Below are 22,053 nucleotides of genomic sequence, written 5' to 3'. Positions count from 1 at the left end.
TAGGGTCAGGACCCATTAATCCTGCGCCACTGGCGCTGATTTGCCAAAATATCAGTGGTTTGGCGTGCGCCGCCCATGGTGGCTCCATTTGCAAGCGCGCCGAGACGCTGAGATGAAGGCAAATCAGCGTCCCTTGGATTTGGCGGATTTTCCCGCTGACTGCGTTCCAGGGCTTTGAAAATCAACCAGATTTACCTGCGCCCTGCGCCTTGTCAGCGAAAAAATCTGCCAAACCAGTGATGCAGGATTAATGGGTCCTGACCCTAGCACAGGCCGGTTTGCCTGCCGCCTGGTCTGAAATCGGGCGATCGGATTCTGATCCGCAGCTGCGGGGCCTGTAGCTCGGGCTAAAGTTCCGTGGGTTTCAACGGCTTTCCGCCGCGGGCAATCGTGACCCTATGGCATGTCCGGGAAAAATCCGCGCCCCCTGACGTTGCCTGAAATCAAGGATTTCAACGCGTGCGGCGATGCACCCTGTCGCGGCTATTTGGAGACGTGCTTTAGGCAAAGGCGGCCTCAAGTGCGATCTGCACCATATCGGAGAAGCTCGACTGCCTGTCTTGTGCAGACAGTTCTTCGCCGGTTTGCAGATGGTCTGATATGGTCAGCACCGCCAGCGCCCGGCAGCCATGGCGCGCGGCCAGCGTATAGAGTTCGGCGGCCTCCATCTCGACCGCCAGAATGCCATGGCGGGTCATCTGCTCGTTCAGGTCGGGGCGTTCGTCATAGAACACATCCGAGGAATAGATGCCGCCGACATGAATACCGGTTCCGGTTTTTTGCGCCGCCGCATGGGCCGCCTGCAACAGCCCGAAATCGGCGCAGGGCGAGTAATTCAATTCCCGGAAAATTCCGCTGGAGGGCGAATTCAATGTTGTGGAGGTCATCGCCAGCACGACATCGCGCAGCTTTACCTGCGGCTGCATGCCCCCGGCCGATCCGATCCGGATCAGCGTTTTAACCCCGAAATCGCGGATCAGTTCATTGGCATAGATCGACAGGCTTGGCATGCCCATGCCCGACCCCTGGATCGTCACCCGATTTCCCGCCCATGTGCCGGTAAAGCCCAACATGGCGCGGGTTTCATTGATGCAAACGGGGCTATCCAGAAATTTCTCGGCCGCCCATTTGGCGCGTAAAGGATCGCCCGGCATCAGAACTGTTTCGGCGATATCGCCCGGATTGGCACCGATGTGAATTGTCATGGCATCCCCGCAATTACCTGCGCCTGTCGGCACGTCGCGCCAATTTCAGCCATCAGACCCAAGTTTTCGGCCAAGCGCAAGCGGGTGGGCGCTTGGCCGAAGGGGGTCAATGCCCTGGATCTGGCGGTCAGATTTCCAAATCGGCGGGATCGGTTCCCGCCGCAATGGCCGCTTTATACCAGGCTGGCTGGCGCCCGCGGCCTGTCCAGGTCTGATCGGGATCAGCGGGGTTGCGGTATTTCGGGACCACGGGTTTGGCCGCAGATTTCTTCCCGTAAATTTCCTCCAGTGAAAAACCATATTCTTCTGCCGCGCGTTTTGCGGCCGCAAGGGCGGCTTCTTTCTGACGCTTCTCAAAGCTGTTGAGCGTCTTATCAATTTTCTTTCTCAAATCCAGCAAATCGTCTTTAGACATCGAATTCAGGTCAATAGCCATTTTACGCCTCATGAATGATTGTGATCCCCAACTAGCGTATATTACCTTATTTTTTCAATTCCAATCTTGCAAACCTGTCGAAAAATACAGGAGATATGGCGTGCTATTGCCAATCGGTGGTCAAATGCGCTGCTATTCTGCCGCCAATGAGCTTTCATCGAGCAGATGGACAATATCCATCATGATCTGGTTAAGCTCGAAATCCTTGGGCGTATAGACACGGGCAACACCCAACCCCAGCAGTTTTTCGGCATCTTGATCGGGGATGATACCCCCGACCATAACCGGGATATGGTCCAGATTCTCAGTGCGCAGCCGGTCCATGATGTCACCAATCAGCGGCACGTGGCTGCCGGACAGGATGGAAAGGCCAATGACATCCGGCATCTCGTTCCGCGCGGCGGTGACAATCTGCCCGGGCGACAGGCGGATGCCCTCATAAGAGATATCCATGCCACAATCGCGGGCGCGAAAGGCAATCTGCTCGGCCCCGTTCGAATGGCCATCCAGCCCCGGTTTGCCGACCATGAATTTCAACCGGTGGCCCAGTTTGTCGGACAGCGCATCGACCGCCGCGCGGATTTCCTCCAGCCCTTCGGTCTTGTTCGACACCGCGCGCGAGACGCCGGTGGGGCCGCGATATTCGCCGTGGACGGCGCGCATGATGGCGGCCCATTCACCGGTGGTAACGCCCGCCCGTGCTGCCGTGATCGAGGCGGGCATGATGTTTTCGCCCGCGCGCGCGGCGGCCTGCAACCCGTCCAGCGCGGCTTTCACCGCGCCCGCATCACGGGTGGCGCGCCAGGCATTCAATTGCGCGACCTGATCGGCCTCTAGCGCCGGGTCGATGACCATGATGCCGCCTTGCGCGGCCACCAGTGGCGAAGGCTCGCCCTCGGTGAACCTGTTGACGCCGACGACAACCGTTTCGCCGCGCTCGATGGCATTCACCCTGTCGGCATTGGATTCGACCAATCGGCCCTTCATATAATCAATCGCGGCAATTGCGCCGCCCATGGCGTCCAGATTGGCCAATTCCGCCCGCGCGCCCTGTTTCAGCGCCTCGACTTTCGCGTCAACAACCGGGTTGCCGTCGAAAAGATCGCCATATTCCAGCAGATCGGTTTCATAGGCCATGATTTGCTGCATCCGCATCGACCATTGTTGGTCCCAGGGGCGCGGCAGGCCCAAAGCCTCGTTCCAGGCGGGCAATTGAACCGCACGGGCGCGGGCGTTTTTTGATAGCGTCACGGCCAGCATTTCAATCAGAATGCGATAGACGTTGTTTTCGGGTTGCTGTTCGGTCAGGCCGAGGCTGTTGACCTGAACACCATAGCGGAACCGCCGCATCCTGGGGTCTTGCACGCCATAGCGGTCGCGGCAGATTTCATCCCACAGATCGACAAAGGCGCGCATCTTGCACATTTCGGTAACGAAACGGATGCCGGCATTGACGAAAAAGGAAATCCGCCCGACCAGGGCCGGGAAATCCTCGGGTTTTACGCGCGGTTGCAGCGCATCCAGCACGGCAATTCCGGTTGCCAATGCAAAGGAAAGCTCCTGTTCCGGCGTGGCACCGGCCTCTTGCAAATGGTAGGAACAGACATTCATCGGGTTCCATTTCGGCACGTTCTCATAGCAATATTCGGCCACATCGGCGATCATCTTCAGGCTCGGCTCAGGCGGGCAGACATAGGTGCCCCGGCTCAGATATTCCTTGATCAGATCGTTTTGCACCGTGCCCTGCAGGGCCGCGATATCGGCCCCCTGTTCCTCGGCCACCGCAATATAAAGCGATAACAGCCAGGGTGCTGTCGCGTTGATCGTCATCGAGGTGTTCATCCGGTCCAGCGGGATCCGGTCAAACAGCGCCCGCATATCGCCCAGATGGCAGACCGGCACGCCAACCTTGCCGACCTCGCCGCGGGCCAGGGCGTGGTCGCTGTCATATCCGGTCTGCGTCGGCAGATCGAACGCCACCGACAGGCCGGTCTGCCCCTTGGCCAGATTGCCCCGATAAAGCGCGTTCGAGGCGCTGGCGGTGGAATGGCCGGCATAGGTGCGGATCAGCCAGGGACGATCTTTTTTCGGTGCGGTCATGGCGGGGCTCCGGGCTGAGGCTTGGAAATCTTATTTCGTCAATCCGGGTATATTGGGAATAAAAATACCTTGTCAACTCGCCGCAACGCGGCGAGAAGCGCCAAATTGCTGCGATTGCATTCAGACGGGCCGTTTGCGGAACGTCATGATCAGCCCCTTGTCATCGGCATGATCGCCGCCCGGTTTGTCATAGATCGAAAATTCCCGGAACTGCACCGGCGTGATCTGGCCGCGCGCCACCATCTGCGCCAGGGCCGAGCCGAACCCGGCGCTGTCCAGCACCTCGGCAATCACGCTGCAGACAAACAGCGCGCCCGGCCGTGCGATGCGCCAAAGCTCCGGCAGGCAGATCGCGCCGACATGGCCATGGGTAAAGGTGCCGGTCGAGACCAGCCCGCCATAGCTGTCTGAGGCAATATCCAGCTTCCCGGTCAGGTCGCCGGTGAACAGGCTGCGGTAAACGCCCTTGCCTTCGGCAACGCTCAGCATCTCGGGCGACAGGTCGATCGCGTCGATCACGGTGTCGTTCAGCGCCTGGCCCAGTAAACCGGTGCCCGCGCCGATATCGAGAACCGGATTGTTGTCACCGGCCTCACCGCGGAAGGTGCGCGCCACCTCACGCGGTGCCGCATAACCGCGCGCATCCGCAAAGCCGGTGTCGTAGGTTCCGGCCCAGTCGCGGTAGAATTTCCTGGTTTCCTCTGCACCGCCAAGCGCATAGGCACCGTCGAGATCGGGCTTGGGCATCTTTTGCCTCCTGCTGGACATCGCCACCATGCGGTATTTGCGTGATTGAAGCCACAGCCATTTCCTGCCACCTTCGCCGGCGATGTTCACGATGATAGAAGTCCCGGCCTGGTTGCTGATCCTGATGCTGCTTTTTGCGGCGGTAACGGCATTGGACCGGGTGCTGATGCCATCGGTTCGTTGGTATTTGCGCCGCCGTCTGGAACGCGCGGTCGAGCGGCTCAATAAACGGCTGTCGATCCCGATTCAGCCGTTCAAACTGGCCCGTCGCCGCGATACGATCTTGCGGCTGCGCTATGATCCGGAGGTCGCCAAGGCCATCGTGGCCTATGCCCGCGAACACAATGTCCGCGAAGATGTCGTGGCCGAACGGGCCGAACGTTATGCGCGTGAAATTGTCCCGTCCTTTTCGGCCATTGCCTATTTCGGGGTGGCCATCCGCGCCGCCCGGTTCCTGTCGCGCTCGCTCTATCGGGTGCGGGTGGGAACCGAGAATGCCGACGCGCTGGAAGCAATCGACCCCGATGCGACCGTGGTCTTCGTGATGAACCACCGGTCGAACATGGATTATGTTCTGGTCACCTGGTTGGCGGCAAAGCGTTCGGCGCTGGCCTATGCGGTGGGGGAATGGGCGCGGGTCTGGCCGTTGCGGCCCCTGATCCGCAGCCTGGGCGGCTATTTCATCCGGCGGCGTCACAACAACCCGCTCTATCGCAAGGTGCTGGCGCGCTATGTGCAGATGGCAACCGAGGCCGGCGTGACCCAGGCGGTATTCCCCGAAGGCGGTCTCAGCCGCACCGGGGCCCTGCGGGAACCGAAACTGGGTCTGCTCTCCTATATCATTGACGGCTATCGCCTGGGCGAAAGCCGCGATGTGGTCTTTGTGCCGGTGGCGCTGAATTATGACCGGGTGATGGAAGATCGCAGGCTGATCCGGGCCAATACCGAAGGCGCGCGCAGTTTCCGGTTTTCACTAAGGCCGATCTACCGGTATTTGCGCAATCTGGTCTGGCAAAAGATTACCGGGCGGGTGCATCGCTATGGCATCGCGGCGGTCAGCTTTGGCACGCCATTGCCGCTCAGCGCCTTCATGACCGAACATGAAGGCCAGGCCGAAACCCTGGGCGAAGAACTGATGCGCCGGATCTCGGACGTCATGCCGGTGGTGCCGTTTCCGGTGATCGCGCATGCGATGGTTGCAGGTGTGCGCAGCCGCGCGGAGCTGACCGGCGCGGTTCAGGCGCGGATTGATCATGCCCGCGCCAAAGGCGCGCCGGTGCATCTGCCCCGGACCGATCTGGACCTTGTGATCGAGGCCGGGCTGAATGGCATGAAGCTGCGGAAAATGCTGCAAGTGCAGGGTGACGCGCTGATCCTCAGCCCGGATGGCGAGGAAATCATGGCGTTCTATGCCCGGTCGATTGCGCCGCTATATCAGGATTTCACGGAGGAATAGCGCAATTCCGATCAAAAATGAGGGGTGCGCGACATAATATTTCAAAAAACACCGTAATTCTGGTTGCATAGTTGCGCGACGCCTTTTACGACATTCTGCAAGCGCGGAATCATTCCGCAACGCAGAAATTCCAATTGGAGGAGCTGATGGCCTTGGACAGCAACCCCGCAATCGCCGTTTATGACGCGCCGGAAAAAGACCTCTATGAAATGGGAGAGATCCCGCCCATGGGCTATCTGCCCAAGCAGATGTATGCGTGGGCCATTCGCCGTGAACGCCATGGTGAGCCGATGCAGGCCTTTCAGGTCGAAGTGGTCGACGTGCCGGTGATCGACAGCCACGAAGTGCTGGTTCTGGTGATGGCGGCCGGCGTGAATTACAATGGTGTCTGGGCCGGGCTCGGCGTGCCGATCAGCCCCTTTGACAGTCACGGTGCCCCCTATCATATCGCAGGGTCCGACGCGGCGGGAATTGTCTGGGCCGTGGGTGACAAGGTCACGCGCTGGAAGGTGGGTGATGAGGTCGTGATCCATTGCAACCAGGATGATGGCGATGATGAGGAATGCAATGGCGGCGATCCGATGTTCTCGACCAGCCAGCGGATCTGGGGCTATGAGACGCCGGATGGCTCCTTTGCGCAATTCACCAATGTGCAGTCCCAGCAGTTGATGCCGCGGCCCCGGCATCTGACCTGGGAGGAAAGCGCCTGCTACACGCTGACATTGGCCACCGCCTATCGGATGCTGTTTGGCCATCACCCGCATGAGTTGAAACCGGGTCAGAATGTGCTGGTCTGGGGGGCCTCGGGCGGGCTGGGGTCCTATGCGATCCAGTTGATCAATACGGCCGGAGCGAATGCCATCGGGGTGATCTCGGATGAGGATAAACGCCAGTTCGTGATGGATCTGGGCGCGAAGGGCGTGATTAATAGGAAGGATTTTGATTGCTGGGGGCAGTTGCCGGTGGTGAACACGCCGGAATATGCCACCTGGTTCAAGGAAGCGCGCAAGTTCGGCAAGGCGATCTGGGATATTACCGGCAAGGGCAACAATGTCGATATCGTGTTCGAGCATCCCGGCGAGGCGACGTTCCCGGTTTCGACCCTGGTTTGCAAGAAGGGTGGCATGGTGGTGATTTGTGCGGGCACCACGGGCTTCAACTGCACCTTTGACGTGCGCTATTTGTGGATGCATCAGAAACGGGTTCAGGGCTCGCATTTCGCGCATCTCAAACAGGCGGCCTCGGCCAACAAGTTGATGATCGAGCGGCGGCTGGACCCTTGCATGTCGGAGGTTTTCCCGTGGGAGGACCTGCCGCAGGCGCATTTGAAGATGTACAGAAACGAGCACAAGCCGGGTAATATGTCGGTGCTGGTGCAGGCTCCGCGCACCGGGTTGGTGACGCTGGAGGATGTGCTGGAGGCCGGGCCGCAAGGCTGAGGTTGGCCGTTGAAACCAGGGACCGCGCCGGGAAACTGGCGCGGTTTTTCATTGCGCTGAGGCTTTGCCGCAGCGCCCGGGCGGGCGACGCAACTCAGGCCCCCATTCGGGAGCCTTCGCCGCGCCGCATTGCCATGCGCATGAGGCCGGGTTCGGTGTTGGATCCGGGTGTCACGCCGGTGCATTGGCCGTACACGCTCTGTGCATACGGGGTGGCACCGGATGGATGGCGCGGGAAATGAGTATTTTTGCAAAGAAGAAGATGAAGGGGGCTTTTCGCGTGGTGCTGGCCCGGGGCGCGGATTAGGTTGGTGCCATGGCAGGCGCGGCAGTGACATTTTCCGAGGATCAGGCGGCAGCCTTTGATGCGTTGGCCGAAGCGATGCGCAGTGCGGGCGTCGATCTGGAGGCGGAAACGCTGCTGCCGGCAAGCGGCGGCAAGGCCCAGGTCATGGCCGTGGTGGGCAAGGCGGGCAGTGGCAAGACGCTGTTGCTGGCGGAATTGGTTGCAGCGCTGGAAGGCCTGGGCGTCGAACTGGTGTCGGGCGATTGGGAAGGCAAGCGGCGGCGCGATCGGCGCACATTGGCGGTGCTGGCCCCGACCAACAAGGCAGCGGCTGTGCTGCGCGGTCACGGCGTGCCGGCAACCACCATTCACCGCATCCTGTATACGCCCGTCTATGACCCGGAATATGAGAAGGTTGCCGAATGGCTGGCGGGGCAGGGCGAACGCCCTGAGATCGCGGCGCTGACCGACGCGGCGCTTGATCGGGCCAGGCTGGTCTATGACACGCATAAATCGGTGCCTGCGGCGCTGGCGTCGGCGGGGTTGCGCGGCTCTGATTTCATCACCGGGTGGAAGCGGCGCGAGGACGGGCTGGATATCGGGCTGGTCGATGAAAGTTCGATGCTGGATCAAAAACAGCTCGATGATCTGCGGGAGATTTTCCCGATGCTGGTGCTGTTTGGCGACCCGGCGCAGCTGGCCCCGGTGGGTCAATCGGGCGAGATGGTCTTTGACAAGCTGAAAGGCCGCCGCAAGCTGGAGCTGCGCCGCATCCACCGGCAGGAGGCGGATAATCCGATCCTTGATCTGGCGCATGCCCTGGGCGACCCTGACCTGGGGTTCGAGGCGTTTGAACGGATGCTCGAAGATGCCGCGGGCCGGGATCATCGCATCGTTCTGGCGGGCCGTGCCGATAGCGATCTGATGACGCGCAGCCCGGTTCTGGTCTGGCGAAATGCCACGCGCATCAGGCTGATCAGCGCCTTTCGCCTGGCCCATGGCGCGCCTGATGATGCGCTTTTGCCCGGTGAGCCGCTGATTTGCGACGGTATCGAGCTGCCGGTCAAGCATCGCAAGAAGCGCATCGACCTTGAGGCGCGCGGGCTGATCAAGGGGGCGCAGGTGGTCTATCTGGGCCCCGGGCGCAAGCCGGGGTTTTCCCGCCTGCATGTGGTGGGGGCCGAAAGCCCGCAAATCTCGGCGGCCTCGATCGTGAAGATCGAGAAACCGGACACGGAAGAACCGTTCATCCCCTATGCCGCGCGCATGGGGGCGGCGTTCTTGCACGGGGCGGCGGTAACCATTCACAAGGCGCAAGGCAGTCAGTGGCAGGATGTGCAGGTTTTTGCGCCCGATCTTTACGCGGCCGCGCGGATGGGGCGGATGGAGGCCGGGCAGGCCTTGTGGAAACGGTTGGCCTATGTGGCGATTACACGGGCCGAGGAACGGCTGATCTGGATCGGGCGCTACGCGTTGTCACGGCCCACCAAACCCCTGACGACGGATGATCTGGAGGTGCCGGTGGTGCCGTTGACGCTGGAGGCGCAATCGGATCTGGAGGGGATGTAATGGCCACTATTCTGATCACCGGGGCCAGTTCCGGCATTGGCCGTGCCACGGCTGAGGCGTTTTTGGCGGCAGGCTGGCAGGTCGGGCTGCTGGCGCGCCGGGGTGATGCCTTGCACGCGGTGGCGGCGGGCCATGGTAACGCGCAGGTTTTGCCCGCCGATGTGACCGATTTGGCGGCCATGGAGGCGGCTGTGGCCACTTTGGCGGGCCGGTTCGGGCGGCTTGACGTGCTGTTCAACAATGCGGGCATCTTTGTGCCGCAGGGCATGATCGACGAAATTGACCCCGGTGATTGGGCGGCCAGCCTTGCCGTCAATCTGGGCGGCATGTTCAATGCCGCGCGGGCCGCATTTGCGCAGATGCGGGGCCAGGACCCGCAAGGCGGGCGGATCATCAATAATGGCTCGATCTCGGCCCATGCGCCGCGCCCCGGATCGGTCTGCTACACGGTCACGAAACATGGCGTGACCGGGTTGACGAAATCGCTGTCGCTGGATGGGCGGGCCTATGATATTGCGGCCGGTCAGATCGACATTGGCAATGCCCGCACGCCGTTGCTGGAGGATGTGGCCGCAGGTGCCAGGGCGCTTGGCCAGGAGGTGCCGCCGATCATGGAGGTGACGGATGTGGCGCGCGCCGTGTTGCATATGGCCAGCCTGCCGCCGGGGGCCAATATCCAGACCATGACGATCATGGCGACCAAAATGGCCTTTGTCGGCCGAGGCTGACCGGCTGCTGTCCCGGGGGCGCGAAGGCGGCGCTAGCTGCTGAGGATATAGCGGAAAATGGCCGAGGCCGACCAGCCCGCGACGATCGCGATAAAGAGCGACAGCAGCCCGTAGACCAGCGGCCGTTCATAGGCCAGGTTATAGATCAGCCGCTCAAGGCCCACCTTGGCAACTTCAATCTCGGTCTCGAAGCTGGCAACCACCTCTCGGTCGCGGGTCAGGAAGATGCGGGCCAGATAGTCGCCTTCGACCAGATTGGCGGGCAGGGCGATTGTTGTGTCGAACAGCGTTTCGCTGCGCAGGTTCACGGTGTTTTCGAGCATCTGATACAGGCCGGCATTGGCGCGAATGCGCATCACGGCATCGGTGAAATCCCCGGGCCGGTCGCTGCCGGTGCCGACGGCGCGGATGGCCCGCGAGATTGATATGCGATAGCGCAGATCTTCGGTCGAGGAGATCACTTCGTCGAAGGGCGCGGTGGTGGCGACAGCGTAGAAGGTGGGGGCGGCGTCAATCTCGACCGCTTCGACATTCATCCAGATGCCGTAATTTCGATCCAGCCGACGCACGGTCAGCGGCTGATCGGGGCCTTCAATCGTGACAATCACCCCGAGCGGCATTTCGGGGGCCGGGGTGTTGCGTTGAACGGCCCCGAATATCAGGATCTCGGAGCCGTTGAAATTGGCGGTGATCGACACGGTGTTCTGGCTGAGGCCCGCGATGATGCGTTCCTCCTGCGCGGCCGAGCCAAGCGGGGCGATGAGCATCGCCAATATGAGGGCCAGCCGCTTCAATGGCCCGACGCCCGACCAAGAGAGAACAGCTCAGTCGGTTGCACGAGCAGGTCGAAAGCCAGCTTGCCGGAAACCGCAAGCACCATGATCGCCAGCAGGATGCGCAGCTGTTCAGCCTTGAGATAGACACCGATCCGCGCCCCGATCTGGGCCCCGACAACGCCGCCGATCAGCAGCAGCACGGCCAGCACCATATCAACGGTGAAATTGGTGGTGGCGTGCAACAGCGTGGTGAATGCGGTGACAAAGATGATCTGAAACAGCGACGTGCCGACCACGACCTTGGTGGGCATGCCAAGGATGTAGATCATTGCGGGAACCATGATAAAGCCGCCGCCGACACCCATGATCGCGGCCAGGACACCCACGGCGACGCCAACCAGAAGCGGCGGTATCACGCTGAGATAGAGGCCCGATGTGCGAAAGCGCGTCTTGAAGGGCAGGGCATGGATCCAGCTGCGATGATGGCGCCGCGGCGGCGGTCCGGAGGCATTGCGCAATTTGCGGATCGCATTCAGGCTTTCGACAAACATCAGCGCGCCGATGATGCCCAGGAAAAACACATAGGAGAGCTTGACCAGCAGATCGACCTGACCGATGGCGCGCAGCGCGTTGAACAATTGAACGCCAAGTGCCGCCCCGATCAGACCGCCGATCAGCAGCACGACGCCCATCTTGAGATCGACGGTCTTGCGCTTGAAATGCGCCAACACGCCGGAAAAGGAGGAGGCGACGATCTGATTGGCCTCGGTCGCCACGGCCACAGCGGGCGGGATTCCGATAAAGAACAGAAGCGGTGTCATCAGGAACCCGCCACCGACGCCGAACATGCCCGACAGGATGCCCACAAGGCCGCCAAGCCCGAGTAAAAGGAAGGCGTTGACCGATACTTCGGCAATGGGCAGGTAAATCAGCATGGTAGCCATAATCGAATGGAGGGTGCGCTTGTCCTAAAGCACAGTTGCGATCTTCAACATAGCCCCGGACTGCGACAAATCGGAGCAATTTTTCGTGTGGGCCGGTGGTTCAGGCCGCGCGCAGATAGCGGCGCAGGATTTTTTCCAGCTTGGCGGCACCGATCGGGGCCATTTTCTTGGTGTGTTCGTGGCTTATCGACTCGTCGCTCAGCCCCGCGGCCATGTTGGTGATGGTCGAGATTGCGGCCGCCCTGAGGCCCAGAAACCGGGCCAGAATAACCTCGGGCACGGTCGACATGCCCACGGCATCGGCCCCCAGGATGCGGATGGCGTTGATCTCGGCCGGGGTCTCGAATGACGGGCCGGAATACCAGGCATAGATGCCTTCGGCCAGCGCGATGCCCTCGGCCTTGGCGGCGGCTTTCAGACCGGCGCGGATGGTCGGGTCATAGGCGTCTTTCATCGGCACGAACCGGGCATCGGTCGGCTCTCCGATCAACGGGTTGAGGCCGGAAAAATTGATGTGATCGCTGAGCAGCATCAGATCGCCGGGCGCAATGTCGGCGCGCATGGAGCCGGCCGCATTGGTTGCAATCAGGGTGTCGGCCCCAAGTGCGCGCAGCACCTCCAACGGCAATCGCATCGCATCGCCGCGGCCGCTCTCGTAATAATGCGCGCGGCCTCCGAACACGGCAACGCGGACCCCTTCAAGATCACCGATCACCAGTTTCGGGTTATGCCCCGAGACACCGGCATGCGGGAAACCGGGCAGGTCGGCATAGTCGATTGCGACCCCATCGACAGTGTCCGCCAGATGCCCCAGCCCCGACCCGAGAATCAGGCCGGTCCCCACGCGGGCAGTGCCTGCCTTGGAGTGGATGTGGCTGACAAGAGCGTCGAGGTCAGACATGATTGCGGTTCCTATCCCGGGGCGCGGCGAAGGATTTTCGAAAATCCTTGAGAAAGCGCCTTTGAAGGCGCTTCGCCGCGCGCATCTTCATCGTTCCTTCACATAAGGCTCTCCGCCGGCGCGCGGCGGGATGGCCTTGCCGACAATGCCGGCCAGGATGATAACCGTCAGGATGTAGGGCAGCGCCTGCATGAACTGCACCGGGATCACGAAATCGCCAAGCGCGATATTCTGATACCGCGCCCCGACCGCGTCCAGCAACCCAAACAGCAAGGTGGCCCACAGCGCATACCAGGGTCGCCATTTTGCGAATATGAGGGCGGCCAGCGCGATAAATCCACGCCCGGCGCTCATATCCTTGTTGAACCCGGCGGCCAGGCTGGTGGCCAGATAGGCCCCGGCGATGCCGCACAGAACGCCACAGATCAGAACCGCGGAATAGCGCGCGCGCACAACCGAAATACCAGCCGTATCCACCGCTGCCGGGTTTTCGCCCACCGCCCGCAGGCGCAGCCCGAACCGGGTTCGAAACAGCACCCACCAGGTCAACGGTACCATCAGAAAGGCGATATAGACCAGAATGGAATGGCCCGATATCAGCTCGGAATAGATCGGCCCCAGGATGGGCACGCCGGAAAGCTGCTCGGCAAAGGGCAGGGTGATATCGCGGAACCGGCCCGCGCCCACCAGTTGCGGCGTGCGCCCGCCAAGCTCGAACCAGGCATCGCCGATCACCACGGTCACACCGGCGGCCAGAAAGTTGATGGCGACGCCCGAGATCAGCTGATTGCCGCGGAAGGTGATCGAGGCCAACCCATGCAGCGCCGCCAGAACGACCGAGGAAGCAATGCCCGCCAACAGCCCGATCCAGACATTGCCGGTAAGGGCCGCAACCGCCGCCGAAAAGAACGCGGCGATCAGCATCTTGCCTTCCAGTCCGATATCAAAAATGCCTGCGCGTTCGGAATAAAGCCCGGCCAGACAGGCCAGCAGCAGCGGCGTGGCCGAGCGCACGGTGGAATCGAGCAGTTGCAGGACAGTTGCGAAATCCATGGCTCAAGCCCCCCTGCGCAGGCTGAGAAAGATCCGTTCAACCGGCATTCGCACCATATTGTCGAGCGCCCCGGTGAACATGATCACCAGGCCCTGAATAACCAGCAGCATCTCGCGGCTGACGGCGGGCATTTCAAATTCCAGCTCGGCACCGCCCTGATACAGCATCCCGAACAGAAGCGCGGCAAGAAACACGCCCACCGGATGCGACCGGCCCATCAGCGCCACCGCAATGCCCACAAACCCCGCCCCCTGCACCGGGTCGATGACCAGCCTTTCGGCTTCGCCCATCACCGAGTTGACGGCCATCAGCCCCGCCAGACCGCCCGAGATCAGCATCGAGATCATGATGATACGCACCGGGTTGATACCGGCATAGACAGCCCCGGGTTCGGAAAACCCATAGGCGCGAATCTCGTATCCCAGGCGCGTGCGCCAGATCAGCAGCCAGACGAAAACGCAGGCCGCGATCGCGACGAAAAAGGACACATTGAGCGGCGTTGACCGGCTGAACCCCAACCAGGGCGCAACATCATAGGCGTTGGGCAGGCGGGCACCTTCGATAAAACGCGCGGTTTCAGGTGCCATCGAACCCGGCACCCGAAACACATTGACCAGCAGATAGACCAAAAGCGCCGAGGCGATGAAGTTGAACATGATCGTGGTGATCACGACATGGCTGCCGCGTTTGGCTTGCAGATAGGCCGGGATCGCGGCCCAAGCGGCCCCGAACAGCGCCGCCCCGACAGTGGCCGCAATCAGCGCCAGCGACCAATGTGGCCAGGGCAGGGACAGCGCCACCACGGCCACGCCAAGCCCGCCGATGGCAGCCTGTCCCTCGCCGCCGATATTGAACATGCGGGCGTGAAAGGCGACGGCGACAGCCAGCCCGGTAAAGATGAAATTGGTGGCATAATAGAGGGTGAAGCCCCAGCCATAGGCGCTGCCCACCGATCCGCGCACCATGATCACCAGCGCCTCGACCGGGCTTTCGCCGATATAAAGCACGACCAGCGCCGAAACGAACAGCGCCAGCACCAGATTGATAATCGGAATAAGCGCGATATCGGCCCATTTCGGCATCTTGTCCATCACGCGGCCTCTTTCGTCACACCGGCCATCAACAGGCCCAGTTCGCCTTCATTGGTTTCTGCCGGAAGCCGTTCACCCATGATCTTTCCGTCAAACATCACGGCGATGCGATCCGACAATGACAGGATCTCATCCAATTCGACCGAGACCAGCAGAATCGCCTTGCCCGCATCGCGCAGCGCCACGATCTGTTTGTGAATGAATTCGATCGCGCCAATATCGACGCCGCGGGTCGGTTGGCCGATCAACAACAGATCTGGATTGCGCTCGATCTCGCGGGCGACGACGATTTTTTGCTGATTGCCGCCGGAAAAATTCTTGGCCTGCAGCATCGGATCGGGCGGGCGGACATCGAAATGCTCCATCTTGTCGGCGGTGTCTGCCTTCAGGGCGCGATTGTCCATGAACAGGCGGTTTTTCTGATATTTCGGATCGTGGTGATAGCCGAACGCGATATTTTCCCAGGCCGTATAGGGCATGATCAGACCTTCGCGCTGGCGATCTTCCGGCACATGGGCAATGCCGCGTGCGCGCCTGCTTTGCCCGTCCGATTGTTGGCCTGTCAGATCCAGCGCGTCACCGTTCAGCCGGATCTCGCCGCTGGTGGCCGCGATCATGCCGCCCAGAACCTTCAGCAATTCGGTCTGACCATTTCCCGACACGCCCGCGATGCCCAGAATTTCACCGGCCCGAATCTCCAGCGAAATGCCTTTCAGCCGCTCGACCTTTTGCTCGTCATGGACCACCAGGTCGCGCACCTGCAGCACGATCGGCCCTGGTTGGGCCGGGGCCTTGTCGACCGAAAGCAGAACCTTGCGGCCGACCATCAGTTCGGCCAGTTCCTCGGGGCTGGTATCGGCGGTTTTGACCGTGGCCGTCATCTCGCCGCGCCGCATGACGCTGACGGTATCGGTCACCTCCATGATCTCGCGCAGCTTGTGGGTGATCAGGATGATGGTTTTGCCCTGTTCCTTCAGCCCGTTCAGGATCCGAAACAGGTGATCGGCCTCGGCCGGCGTCAACACGCCGGTGGGTTCATCCAGGATCAGGATATCGGCGTGACGGTAAAGCTGTTTCAGGATCTCGACGCGCTGCTGGTGGCCGACGCTGAGATCTTCGACAATGGCATCGGGATCGACATGCAGCTCGTATTCTTCGGCCAGTTCGGTCAGCAGTTTGCGGGCCTTGGCGATCGAAGGTTTCAGCATCGCACCATCCTCGGCCCCGAGGATGACGTTTTCGACCACGGTGAAATTTTCCACCAGCTTGAAATGCTGATGCACCATGCCGATGCCGGCGCGGATGGCGGCCTGGCTGTCGGAGATCGGCGTCAGGGTGCCATTGATGAAGATTTCGCCCGCATCGGCCTTGTAAAATCCATACAGGATCGACATCAGCGTCGATTTTCCGGCCCCGTTTTCGCCCACGATGCCATGGATCGTGCCCTTGCGCACCGAGATCGAGATATCCTTGTTGGCCTGCACCGGCCCGAAGGATTTGGAAATTCCCTTCAGTTCAATGGCAAAGGGAGCGGTGTCAGATTGGGGCTCTGTCATTGGTTGGTTATCGTCCCGCGTTTTTCTTGTGCTCTTGTCGGCCCTCCCGGCGGGCAGAGTCAGACGTTACCACAGCGCGCTCATCTGTCCAGCATGGGGGCAATGAAAATCGGGCCGCCCGGATAGGGGCGGCCCGACTGTATTTCGGTGGTCAGTTCCGCTGGCTTACTGAACCGGGCAGGCGCCATCCTCGGTATAGTTATGCACGACGATGTCACCGGCGATGATCGCGTCGCGTGCTTCGGCCAAAATGGCCTGCATCTCGTCGGTGATCAGCTCGGCGTTATATTCGTCCAGCGCATAGCCGACGCCGTCCTCTTCCAGACCGAAGAAGTGGATGCCGGTTTCGATATCTGCCAGATCGGTGCTGAAGGCGTCATAGACGGCCACATCGACGCGCTTCAGCATCGAGGTCAGAACCTGGCCCGGATGCAGGTAGTTCTGGTTGCTGTCCACGCCGATCGACAGGATGCCTTCATCGGCCGCGGTCTGCAGAACACCCAGGCCGGTGCCGCCAGCGGCGGCAAAGACCACATCGGCCCCCTGGCTGATCTGGCCACGGGTCAGTTCACCGCCGCGCACCGGGTCATTCCAGGCCGCAGGCGTGGTGCCGGTCATGTTCTGGATGATCACCGCATCGGGATTCACCGCGCGCACACCTTGCGCATAGCCGCAGCCAAAGCGCGAGATCAGCGGGATATCCATGCCGCCGACAAAGCCGACAGTGCCGGTTTCAGAGGCCAGACCCGCCAGCATGCCGACCAGGTAGGATCCCTGTTCCTCGCGGAAGATCACCGAACGCACATTGGGCGCATCGACCACGCCGTCAATGATCACGAAAATGGTGTCAGGGTAGTCAGGTGCCACGACTTCCAGCGCCGAGGCCTGGCTGAAGCCAGCCATGACGATGGGGTTCGAGCCGGCTTCGGCAAGGCGACGCATCGCCTGTTCGCGCTGCGCATCCGATTGCAGCTCGATCTCACGATATGATCCGCCGGTTTCCTCGGCCCATTGTTCCGCACCGCGGAAGGCGGCCTCGTTGAACGAGCGGTCGAACTTGCCGCCGAGGTCAAAGATGATGGCCGGATCCTGGGCCAGCGCAGCACCGGCCGTCAGGGCCATGGCCGCAGCAGCGCCAAGGAATGTTTTCATAAGGGTCATGTAAGTCTCTCCCGGGTTGGATGGCGGCCAGGCGTCTGTTTCGTATTTCGCGCCCGGCCTGCAAAGATCAGGTGATCCCTGTGGGAATAAGGGCAAAACGGGGCCGGGGGGTCAACCGGATTCTGGTATTATTGGCGTCGAAACCCACAGGTCGCGCGCCATGATGATGGCATCGCTTCGGGTTCCGTCCGGCTGCGTGTAGTAATCGGGCCGATGCCCGGTGCGGGCAAAGCCCGTCTTTTCGTAAAGCGCGATGGCGGCGCTGTTGGCTGCCGCGACCTCCAGAAACATCCGGGCGCATCCGCGCGCCCGCGCCAGGCTCTGGCATTGCGTCAGCAAATCTGTGGCGATGCCTTTGCGGCGCTGGCCCGGGGCCACGGCCATCGTCAGCAACTCGGCCTCATCGGCCACGCTGCGGATCAGGGCAAAGCCGCCGGGCAGGGCGGCAAGGTCACAGGTGGCATCGTTCAGGAAGGCCGCGAATTCTTCGGCCCGCCAGGGCCGCGGCGTGGTGAAAGCGGCCCCGTGCAACGCAGCCAGAGCCTGTGGCGTCACAGCAGCACCGGCCCGGAATCCCGCGCCGGGGCGGCATCGGCGGGGCGCAGGTAAAGCGGGGCCGGGCGGGGCGGGTTCTGCGGGTAGCGGCGCGCGGCGATGCGGGCAATGGCCGGGGCCGGGTTGTCGGGCGTGGGGCCTGTCACCGCGCCCAGTTTGGCGGCCAGTTCATCGGCGCGATTACCCAGGCAGGTCAGGCCGGGCAGGGCCCAGTCAGTGCCAATATCGTCGAGATTGGCCAGAACCGGCCCGCGATCGGCACCGGGGGCAAAGCGTTGCAGATAGATCTGATCCCGGCGGGCATCGATGCTGCACAGGGCGGGGCCGTCATGGCCCTCGCGCAGCGCCTCCAGCAGTGAAACGCCGACCGCCGGAATGCCAAGCGCCAAAGCCAGCCCGCGCGCGGCGGAAACCGAGATGCGCACGCCGGTGAAATTGCCGGGGCCGATGCCGACACCGATGGCGGTCAGGTCGTTCAGGTGGGCGTGGGCCCGCGCCATTACGGTCTCGATCATCGGCATCAGCGCTTCGGCCTGGCCTTTGGTCATCGCCACATGTTGCGCGCCGATAACCGCGCCCCCCGACAGCAGGGCAACCGCGCAATGGCCTGCCGATGTGTCAAAGCCCAGAACCAGCGGCAGATCAGTCATCGCCGCCTCCAAACCCCGGCAAACGCCGGCACCGGCGCGTCGGTCCATCTTTTGCGATCGGAACAGTGGCAACAGGGGGCGATTTCAGGCCCGTCAGAGGCCGCAAGCGTGGTGGCACCGCACAAGCCGCGCCCGGTGATCTTTGCGGCCGATTCGTCAGACGGCAACGGGCCTGACCTCGATCACCTCGGGGATATAATGGCGCAACAGGTTTTCGATGCCCATTTTCAGCGTCACGGTAGAGGACGGGCAGCCTGCGCAGGCCCCTTGCATATGCAGATAGACGATGCCGCGATCAAAGCCGTGAAAGGTGATGTCACCACCATCCTGGGCCACGGCCGGGCGCACGCGGGTGTCCAGCAATTCCTTGATCTGGCCCACGATCTCGGCATCCTCTCCGCTGTGCTCGGCATGGCCGCCGGCCCCTTCCGTGCCCTCCATAACCGGCGCGCCGGATTGGAAATGTTCCATGATGGCCCCCAGAATTGCGGGTTTCACATGGTCCCATTCAATGCCGTCGGCCTTGGTCACGGTCACGAAATCGGTGCCCAGAAACACGGCCGTCACGCCTGCGACGCCAAAGATGCGCGTCGCAAGGGGGGAATTGCCGGCCGTATCTGCCACCGGGAAATCGGCGGTTCCGGTTTCCAGAACCTGCTGGCCCGGCAGGAATTTCAGCGTTGCGGGATTGGGGGTGGATTCGGTCTGGATGAACATCAGGCGCTCCTTCGCGGTTATCTCTGGATATGCGCCCGGGAACCCGGATTGTCAATGTTTAGAACCCTTCTAAAACCGTCAGGTTATCGCCTCCAGCTGCTCTTTTGACAGCTCGCCCGGCACAATTGTCATCGGCACCGGCAGGGTGCCCGCCGATTTGGTCAGCGCCGTAACCAGCGGCCCCGGACCCTTGCGGTCGGTGCCCGCGCCCAGAACCAGCACCCCGATGTCGCGGTCTTCCTGGACCTGCGCCAGAATTTCATCGACCGGCACGCCTTCGCGAATCACAAGCTCAGGGTCGACGCCCTGCTTGTCATGCATCCATTTGGAAAAGACGTTGAAATGCGCCTCGATCCGTTCGCGGGCCTCGGCGCGCATGACCTCGGCGACACCGATCCAGTGGTTGAATTCATCGGGTGGAATGACCGACAATATCTGCACGCCGCCGCCAGTATGTGCCGCGCGCATGGCGGCAAACCGCATCGCGTTCAGGCATTCGCGTGAGTCGTCCAGAACGACAAGAAACTTGCGCATATGGATAATCCCTCTTCTCCGCCCAAGATCATGGCGGTTCGGCGCGGAACTGGCAACGGAAAGCTTTGACGCGGGCCTATGCGCCGGATTTTGCCCAGTCCCAGTAAAGCTGCAAGGCCTGTTTTGTGACCGGTCCGATCTGGTAATGCGTGCCGTCGAATTCGGTGACCGGCGTGACCTTGGTCATGTTGCCGGACATGAAAACCTCATCGGCGGCGCGAAAATCGTCAAAGCTGAGGACATCTTCGCGCACATCATGGCCAGCTTCGCGCAGGTTGAGGATATGGCGGGCACGGGTGATGCCCGACAGGAAGGTGCCATTGGCGATCGGCGTGTGTATCACGCCATCCTTGACCATGAAGATATTGGCGGTGGCGGTTTCGGCGACATTGCCCAGGACATCGGCCACCAAAGCGTTGTCATAGCCCTTTGACCGCGCCTCGGCCAGCATCCGGGCATTGTTGGGATACAGGCAGCCGGCCTTGGCATTGGTCACGTTATCGGCCAGCACGGGGCGGCGAAACCGGGTCGTGGTCAGGCGCGCGGTGGCATCGGGTGCCGCCAGCGGAATCTCCTCCAGACAGATGCAGAACCCCACCGAATCCGATTTCGGCACGATGGCCGAGTGTCCGGTATCAATGCCCCAATACATCGGGCGGATATAAAGCGGCGTATCGGGCGCATAGAGGCGGATGCCCTGCCAGGTGAGGTCAAAGATCTGCGCCGCGCTATGGGTCGGTTCCAGCATCAGGGCGCGGGCCGACCGGTTGACCCGTTCGCAATGCGCCATCAGGTCGGGGGCCACGCCATGGGCATAGCGCGCGCCGTCAAAAACCGTGCCGCCCAACCATGATCCATGGTCGGCGGCGTTCATGATGGCGACGTTGCCATCCTGCCATGCGCCTTGATAATACGTGCGGATATTCGTGCCGGTCGCCATAGGTGATCCTTTCCCTTTTGGCGACAGAGTGCTTGGTTTTAGGTCATAGGTCCAGACGTAAAACCTTGCTGGTAGTCCATCGTGACCGGAGCCGCCTGGTCAGGCTCCTTGTCGGGCATTGATTGGGTTGGGGCCTGTGCGGTGGATACAGGGGATGTGTTTGCAATTGCCTCTTTTTCGGGCATGCCGTCTCCTTGTTGTTCAATTTACGTGACTGTCGCGCCGTGACTGCGCAGGCGCAATATTGGCCCAAAACCTTAAGCAGAGGTTAAGGCCGAGGGTCCGTCTCTACAGCGTCAGGCCCCAAAAGCCAAGGCGTTGACATCCAGCGGGGCATTGACCATCGCCAGATTGCCCGCCGCGTCACGCGGCCAATTGGCCGGGTCACGGTCGCGGTAAAGCTCGATCCCGTTGCCATCGGGGTCGCGGAAATAGACCGCTTCGCTGACACCGTGATCGGCAGCCCCATCCAGCGCCACGCCCGCGTTCAGCACCTGCGCCACGGCCCGGCCAAGCGCTGCCCGGTCGGGGTAGAGAAAGGCAACATGATACAGCCCGGTGCTGCCTTTTGCCGGTGCCTTCCCCCCCCGGCTGTCCCAGGTGTTCAGCGCGATATGGTGATGATAGCCGCCCGCCGACAGGAACGCGGCGGAATTTCCGAAACGTTGCTGTTCCGCAAAGCCCAACACATCGCGGTAGAAGGCGACGGCGCGATCCAGATCGGCGACCTTCAGATGGATATGGCCGACGCGTGTGCCGGGATCGGCGGTGAAACTCATGGCAGGTCTCCTGTTCGGCTCCGACATACCCTCCGCCCCGGGGCCACGGTAGGCCCGCCCGCGCAAATCACCTGTGCGCAGATGCGCAGATCAGCGCCCGACCATGCCGATGATGCGATAGGTCTCATCCAGGATCGGGGCAGTGATGGCGCGGGCGCGGTCGGCGCCGCGCGCCAGAATGCGGTCAATCTCGGCCGGGTCCTGCATCAGGCGGGCCATTTCGGCCGCGATGGGGGCCAGTTTCTCAACCGCGATCTCGGCCAGATCCTGTTTGAAATAGCCAAACATCTTGCCCGCATTGATCTGCACCACCGCCTCGGGGCTTATTTCGGCCAATGCGGCCCAGATATTGACCAGATTGCGCGCCTCGGGCCGCCCGTCCAGATCTTTCAGCGTCTCGGGCAGCGGGTCGGGGTCGGTCTTGGCCTT

Annotated in this window: 21 protein-coding genes and 1 pseudogene; 4 read left to right on the top strand and 18 right to left on the bottom strand. The window is 61.7% G+C overall.

Annotated features, from left to right (window positions below; translation table 11 throughout):
- Positions 1-500: 500 nt before the first annotated feature.
- The 4 genes from deoD to ACW8PS_RS07120 form a co-directional block, all read right to left on the bottom strand.
- Positions 501-1,205 (bottom strand): purine-nucleoside phosphorylase, encoded by a 705-nt coding sequence (deoD, locus tag ACW8PS_RS07135; RefSeq protein WP_491526647.1) that lies wholly within the window; start codon positions 1,203-1,205, stop codon positions 501-503.
- Between the two features lie 127 nt (positions 1,206-1,332).
- Complete coding sequence (locus ACW8PS_RS07130) at positions 1,333-1,641, bottom strand: H-NS histone family protein (protein WP_491526646.1); 309 nt, start codon at positions 1,639-1,641, stop codon at positions 1,333-1,335.
- 132 nt (positions 1,642-1,773) lie between these two features.
- Positions 1,774-3,741: a methylmalonyl-CoA mutase family protein gene (locus tag ACW8PS_RS07125; RefSeq protein ID WP_491526645.1), complete on the bottom strand. Its 1,968-nt coding sequence runs from the start codon at positions 3,739-3,741 to the stop codon at positions 1,774-1,776.
- Between the two features lie 120 nt (positions 3,742-3,861).
- Positions 3,862-4,488, bottom strand: a complete 627-nt coding sequence (locus ACW8PS_RS07120) for a class I SAM-dependent DNA methyltransferase (RefSeq protein WP_491526644.1) — start codon at positions 4,486-4,488, stop codon at positions 3,862-3,864.
- A gap of 91 nt (positions 4,489-4,579) precedes the next feature.
- Here ACW8PS_RS07120 and ACW8PS_RS07115 point away from each other — a divergent pair, with 91 nt between their 5' ends.
- The 4 genes from ACW8PS_RS07115 (at position 4,580) to ACW8PS_RS07100 (ending at position 9,966) form a co-directional block, all read left to right on the top strand.
- The gene (locus ACW8PS_RS07115; RefSeq protein ID WP_491526643.1) at positions 4,580-5,944 is read left to right on the top strand and encodes a 1-acyl-sn-glycerol-3-phosphate acyltransferase; all 1,365 of its coding nucleotides are present in this window, start codon (positions 4,580-4,582) and stop codon (positions 5,942-5,944) included.
- Between the two features lie 146 nt (positions 5,945-6,090).
- Positions 6,091-7,383: a crotonyl-CoA carboxylase/reductase gene (gene ccrA, locus ACW8PS_RS07110; protein ID WP_491526642.1), complete on the top strand. Its 1,293-nt coding sequence runs from the start codon at positions 6,091-6,093 to the stop codon at positions 7,381-7,383.
- A 316-nt stretch (positions 7,384-7,699) separates the two neighbouring features.
- Positions 7,700-9,238, top strand: coding sequence for an AAA family ATPase (locus ACW8PS_RS07105; protein WP_491526640.1), 1,539 nt, complete (start codon positions 7,700-7,702; stop codon positions 9,236-9,238).
- Positions 9,238-9,966 carry an SDR family oxidoreductase gene (locus ACW8PS_RS07100; RefSeq protein ID WP_491526639.1) on the top strand — a complete coding sequence of 243 codons (729 nt, stop codon included), beginning with the start codon at positions 9,238-9,240 and terminating at the stop codon, positions 9,964-9,966. Before ACW8PS_RS07105 ends, ACW8PS_RS07100 begins: the two co-directional genes overlap by 1 nt.
- A 32-nt stretch (positions 9,967-9,998) precedes the next feature.
- On the opposite strand, the gene ACW8PS_RS07095 is transcribed toward ACW8PS_RS07100, so the two are convergent.
- The 14 genes and pseudogenes from ACW8PS_RS07095 to ACW8PS_RS07030 all read right to left on the bottom strand — a co-directional run.
- A complete protein-coding gene (locus tag ACW8PS_RS07095) occupies positions 9,999-10,733 on the bottom strand; it encodes a TIGR02186 family protein (RefSeq protein ID WP_491526648.1) in 735 nt (244 codons plus the stop codon).
- 23 nt (positions 10,734-10,756) lie between these two features.
- The gene (locus ACW8PS_RS07090) at positions 10,757-11,677 is read right to left on the bottom strand and encodes a sulfite exporter TauE/SafE family protein (protein ID WP_491526638.1); all 921 of its coding nucleotides are present in this window, start codon (positions 11,675-11,677) and stop codon (positions 10,757-10,759) included.
- A 109-nt stretch (positions 11,678-11,786) separates the two neighbouring features.
- Positions 11,787-12,587, bottom strand: a complete 801-nt coding sequence (locus ACW8PS_RS07085) for a purine-nucleoside phosphorylase (RefSeq protein ID WP_491526637.1) — start codon at positions 12,585-12,587, stop codon at positions 11,787-11,789.
- An 87-nt stretch (positions 12,588-12,674) separates the two neighbouring features.
- On the bottom strand, positions 12,675-13,640 hold the full coding sequence (locus ACW8PS_RS07080; protein ID WP_491526636.1) for an ABC transporter permease: 966 nt from the start codon (positions 13,638-13,640) through the stop codon (positions 12,675-12,677).
- Positions 13,641-13,643: 3 nt separating this feature from the next.
- A complete protein-coding gene (locus ACW8PS_RS07075) occupies positions 13,644-14,732 on the bottom strand; it encodes an ABC transporter permease (RefSeq protein WP_491526635.1) in 1,089 nt (362 codons plus the stop codon).
- Positions 14,732-16,288, bottom strand: coding sequence for an ABC transporter ATP-binding protein (locus ACW8PS_RS07070; RefSeq protein ID WP_491526633.1), 1,557 nt, complete (start codon positions 16,286-16,288; stop codon positions 14,732-14,734). Before ACW8PS_RS07070 ends, ACW8PS_RS07075 begins: the two co-directional genes overlap by 1 nt.
- A gap of 165 nt (positions 16,289-16,453) precedes the next feature.
- The gene (locus ACW8PS_RS07065) at positions 16,454-17,449 is read right to left on the bottom strand and encodes a BMP family lipoprotein (protein WP_491526631.1); all 996 of its coding nucleotides are present in this window, start codon (positions 17,447-17,449) and stop codon (positions 16,454-16,456) included.
- Positions 17,450-17,560: 111 nt separating this feature from the next.
- Positions 17,561-18,004, bottom strand: coding sequence for a ribosomal protein S18-alanine N-acetyltransferase (gene rimI, locus ACW8PS_RS07060; protein ID WP_491526629.1), 444 nt, complete (start codon positions 18,002-18,004; stop codon positions 17,561-17,563).
- The gene (gene tsaB / locus ACW8PS_RS07055; protein ID WP_491526627.1) at positions 18,001-18,654 is read right to left on the bottom strand and encodes a tRNA (adenosine(37)-N6)-threonylcarbamoyltransferase complex dimerization subunit type 1 TsaB; all 654 of its coding nucleotides are present in this window, start codon (positions 18,652-18,654) and stop codon (positions 18,001-18,003) included. Before tsaB ends, rimI begins: the two co-directional genes overlap by 4 nt.
- 156 nt (positions 18,655-18,810) lie before the next feature.
- Positions 18,811-19,371 carry a NifU family protein gene (locus tag ACW8PS_RS07050; protein ID WP_491526626.1) on the bottom strand — a complete coding sequence of 187 codons (561 nt, stop codon included), beginning with the start codon at positions 19,369-19,371 and terminating at the stop codon, positions 18,811-18,813.
- A gap of 78 nt (positions 19,372-19,449) precedes the next feature.
- Positions 19,450-19,905, bottom strand: a complete 456-nt coding sequence (locus ACW8PS_RS07045; protein ID WP_491526625.1) for a universal stress protein — start codon at positions 19,903-19,905, stop codon at positions 19,450-19,452.
- A gap of 76 nt (positions 19,906-19,981) precedes the next feature.
- The gene (locus tag ACW8PS_RS07040; RefSeq protein WP_491526624.1) at positions 19,982-20,845 is read right to left on the bottom strand and encodes a branched-chain amino acid aminotransferase; all 864 of its coding nucleotides are present in this window, start codon (positions 20,843-20,845) and stop codon (positions 19,982-19,984) included.
- Positions 20,846-21,141: 296 nt separating this feature from the next.
- Positions 21,142-21,624 carry a VOC family protein gene (locus ACW8PS_RS07035; protein ID WP_491526622.1) on the bottom strand — a complete coding sequence of 161 codons (483 nt, stop codon included), beginning with the start codon at positions 21,622-21,624 and terminating at the stop codon, positions 21,142-21,144.
- A 90-nt stretch (positions 21,625-21,714) separates the two neighbouring features.
- Positions 21,715-22,053, bottom strand: a pseudogene (locus tag ACW8PS_RS07030) (tryptophan--tRNA ligase); the annotation flags it as partial.

This window comes from Alterinioella sp. (assembly GCF_058343375.1).
Note: the sequence above shows the minus strand (reverse complement) of the source record. Positions and strands in the feature narration are given on the sequence as shown.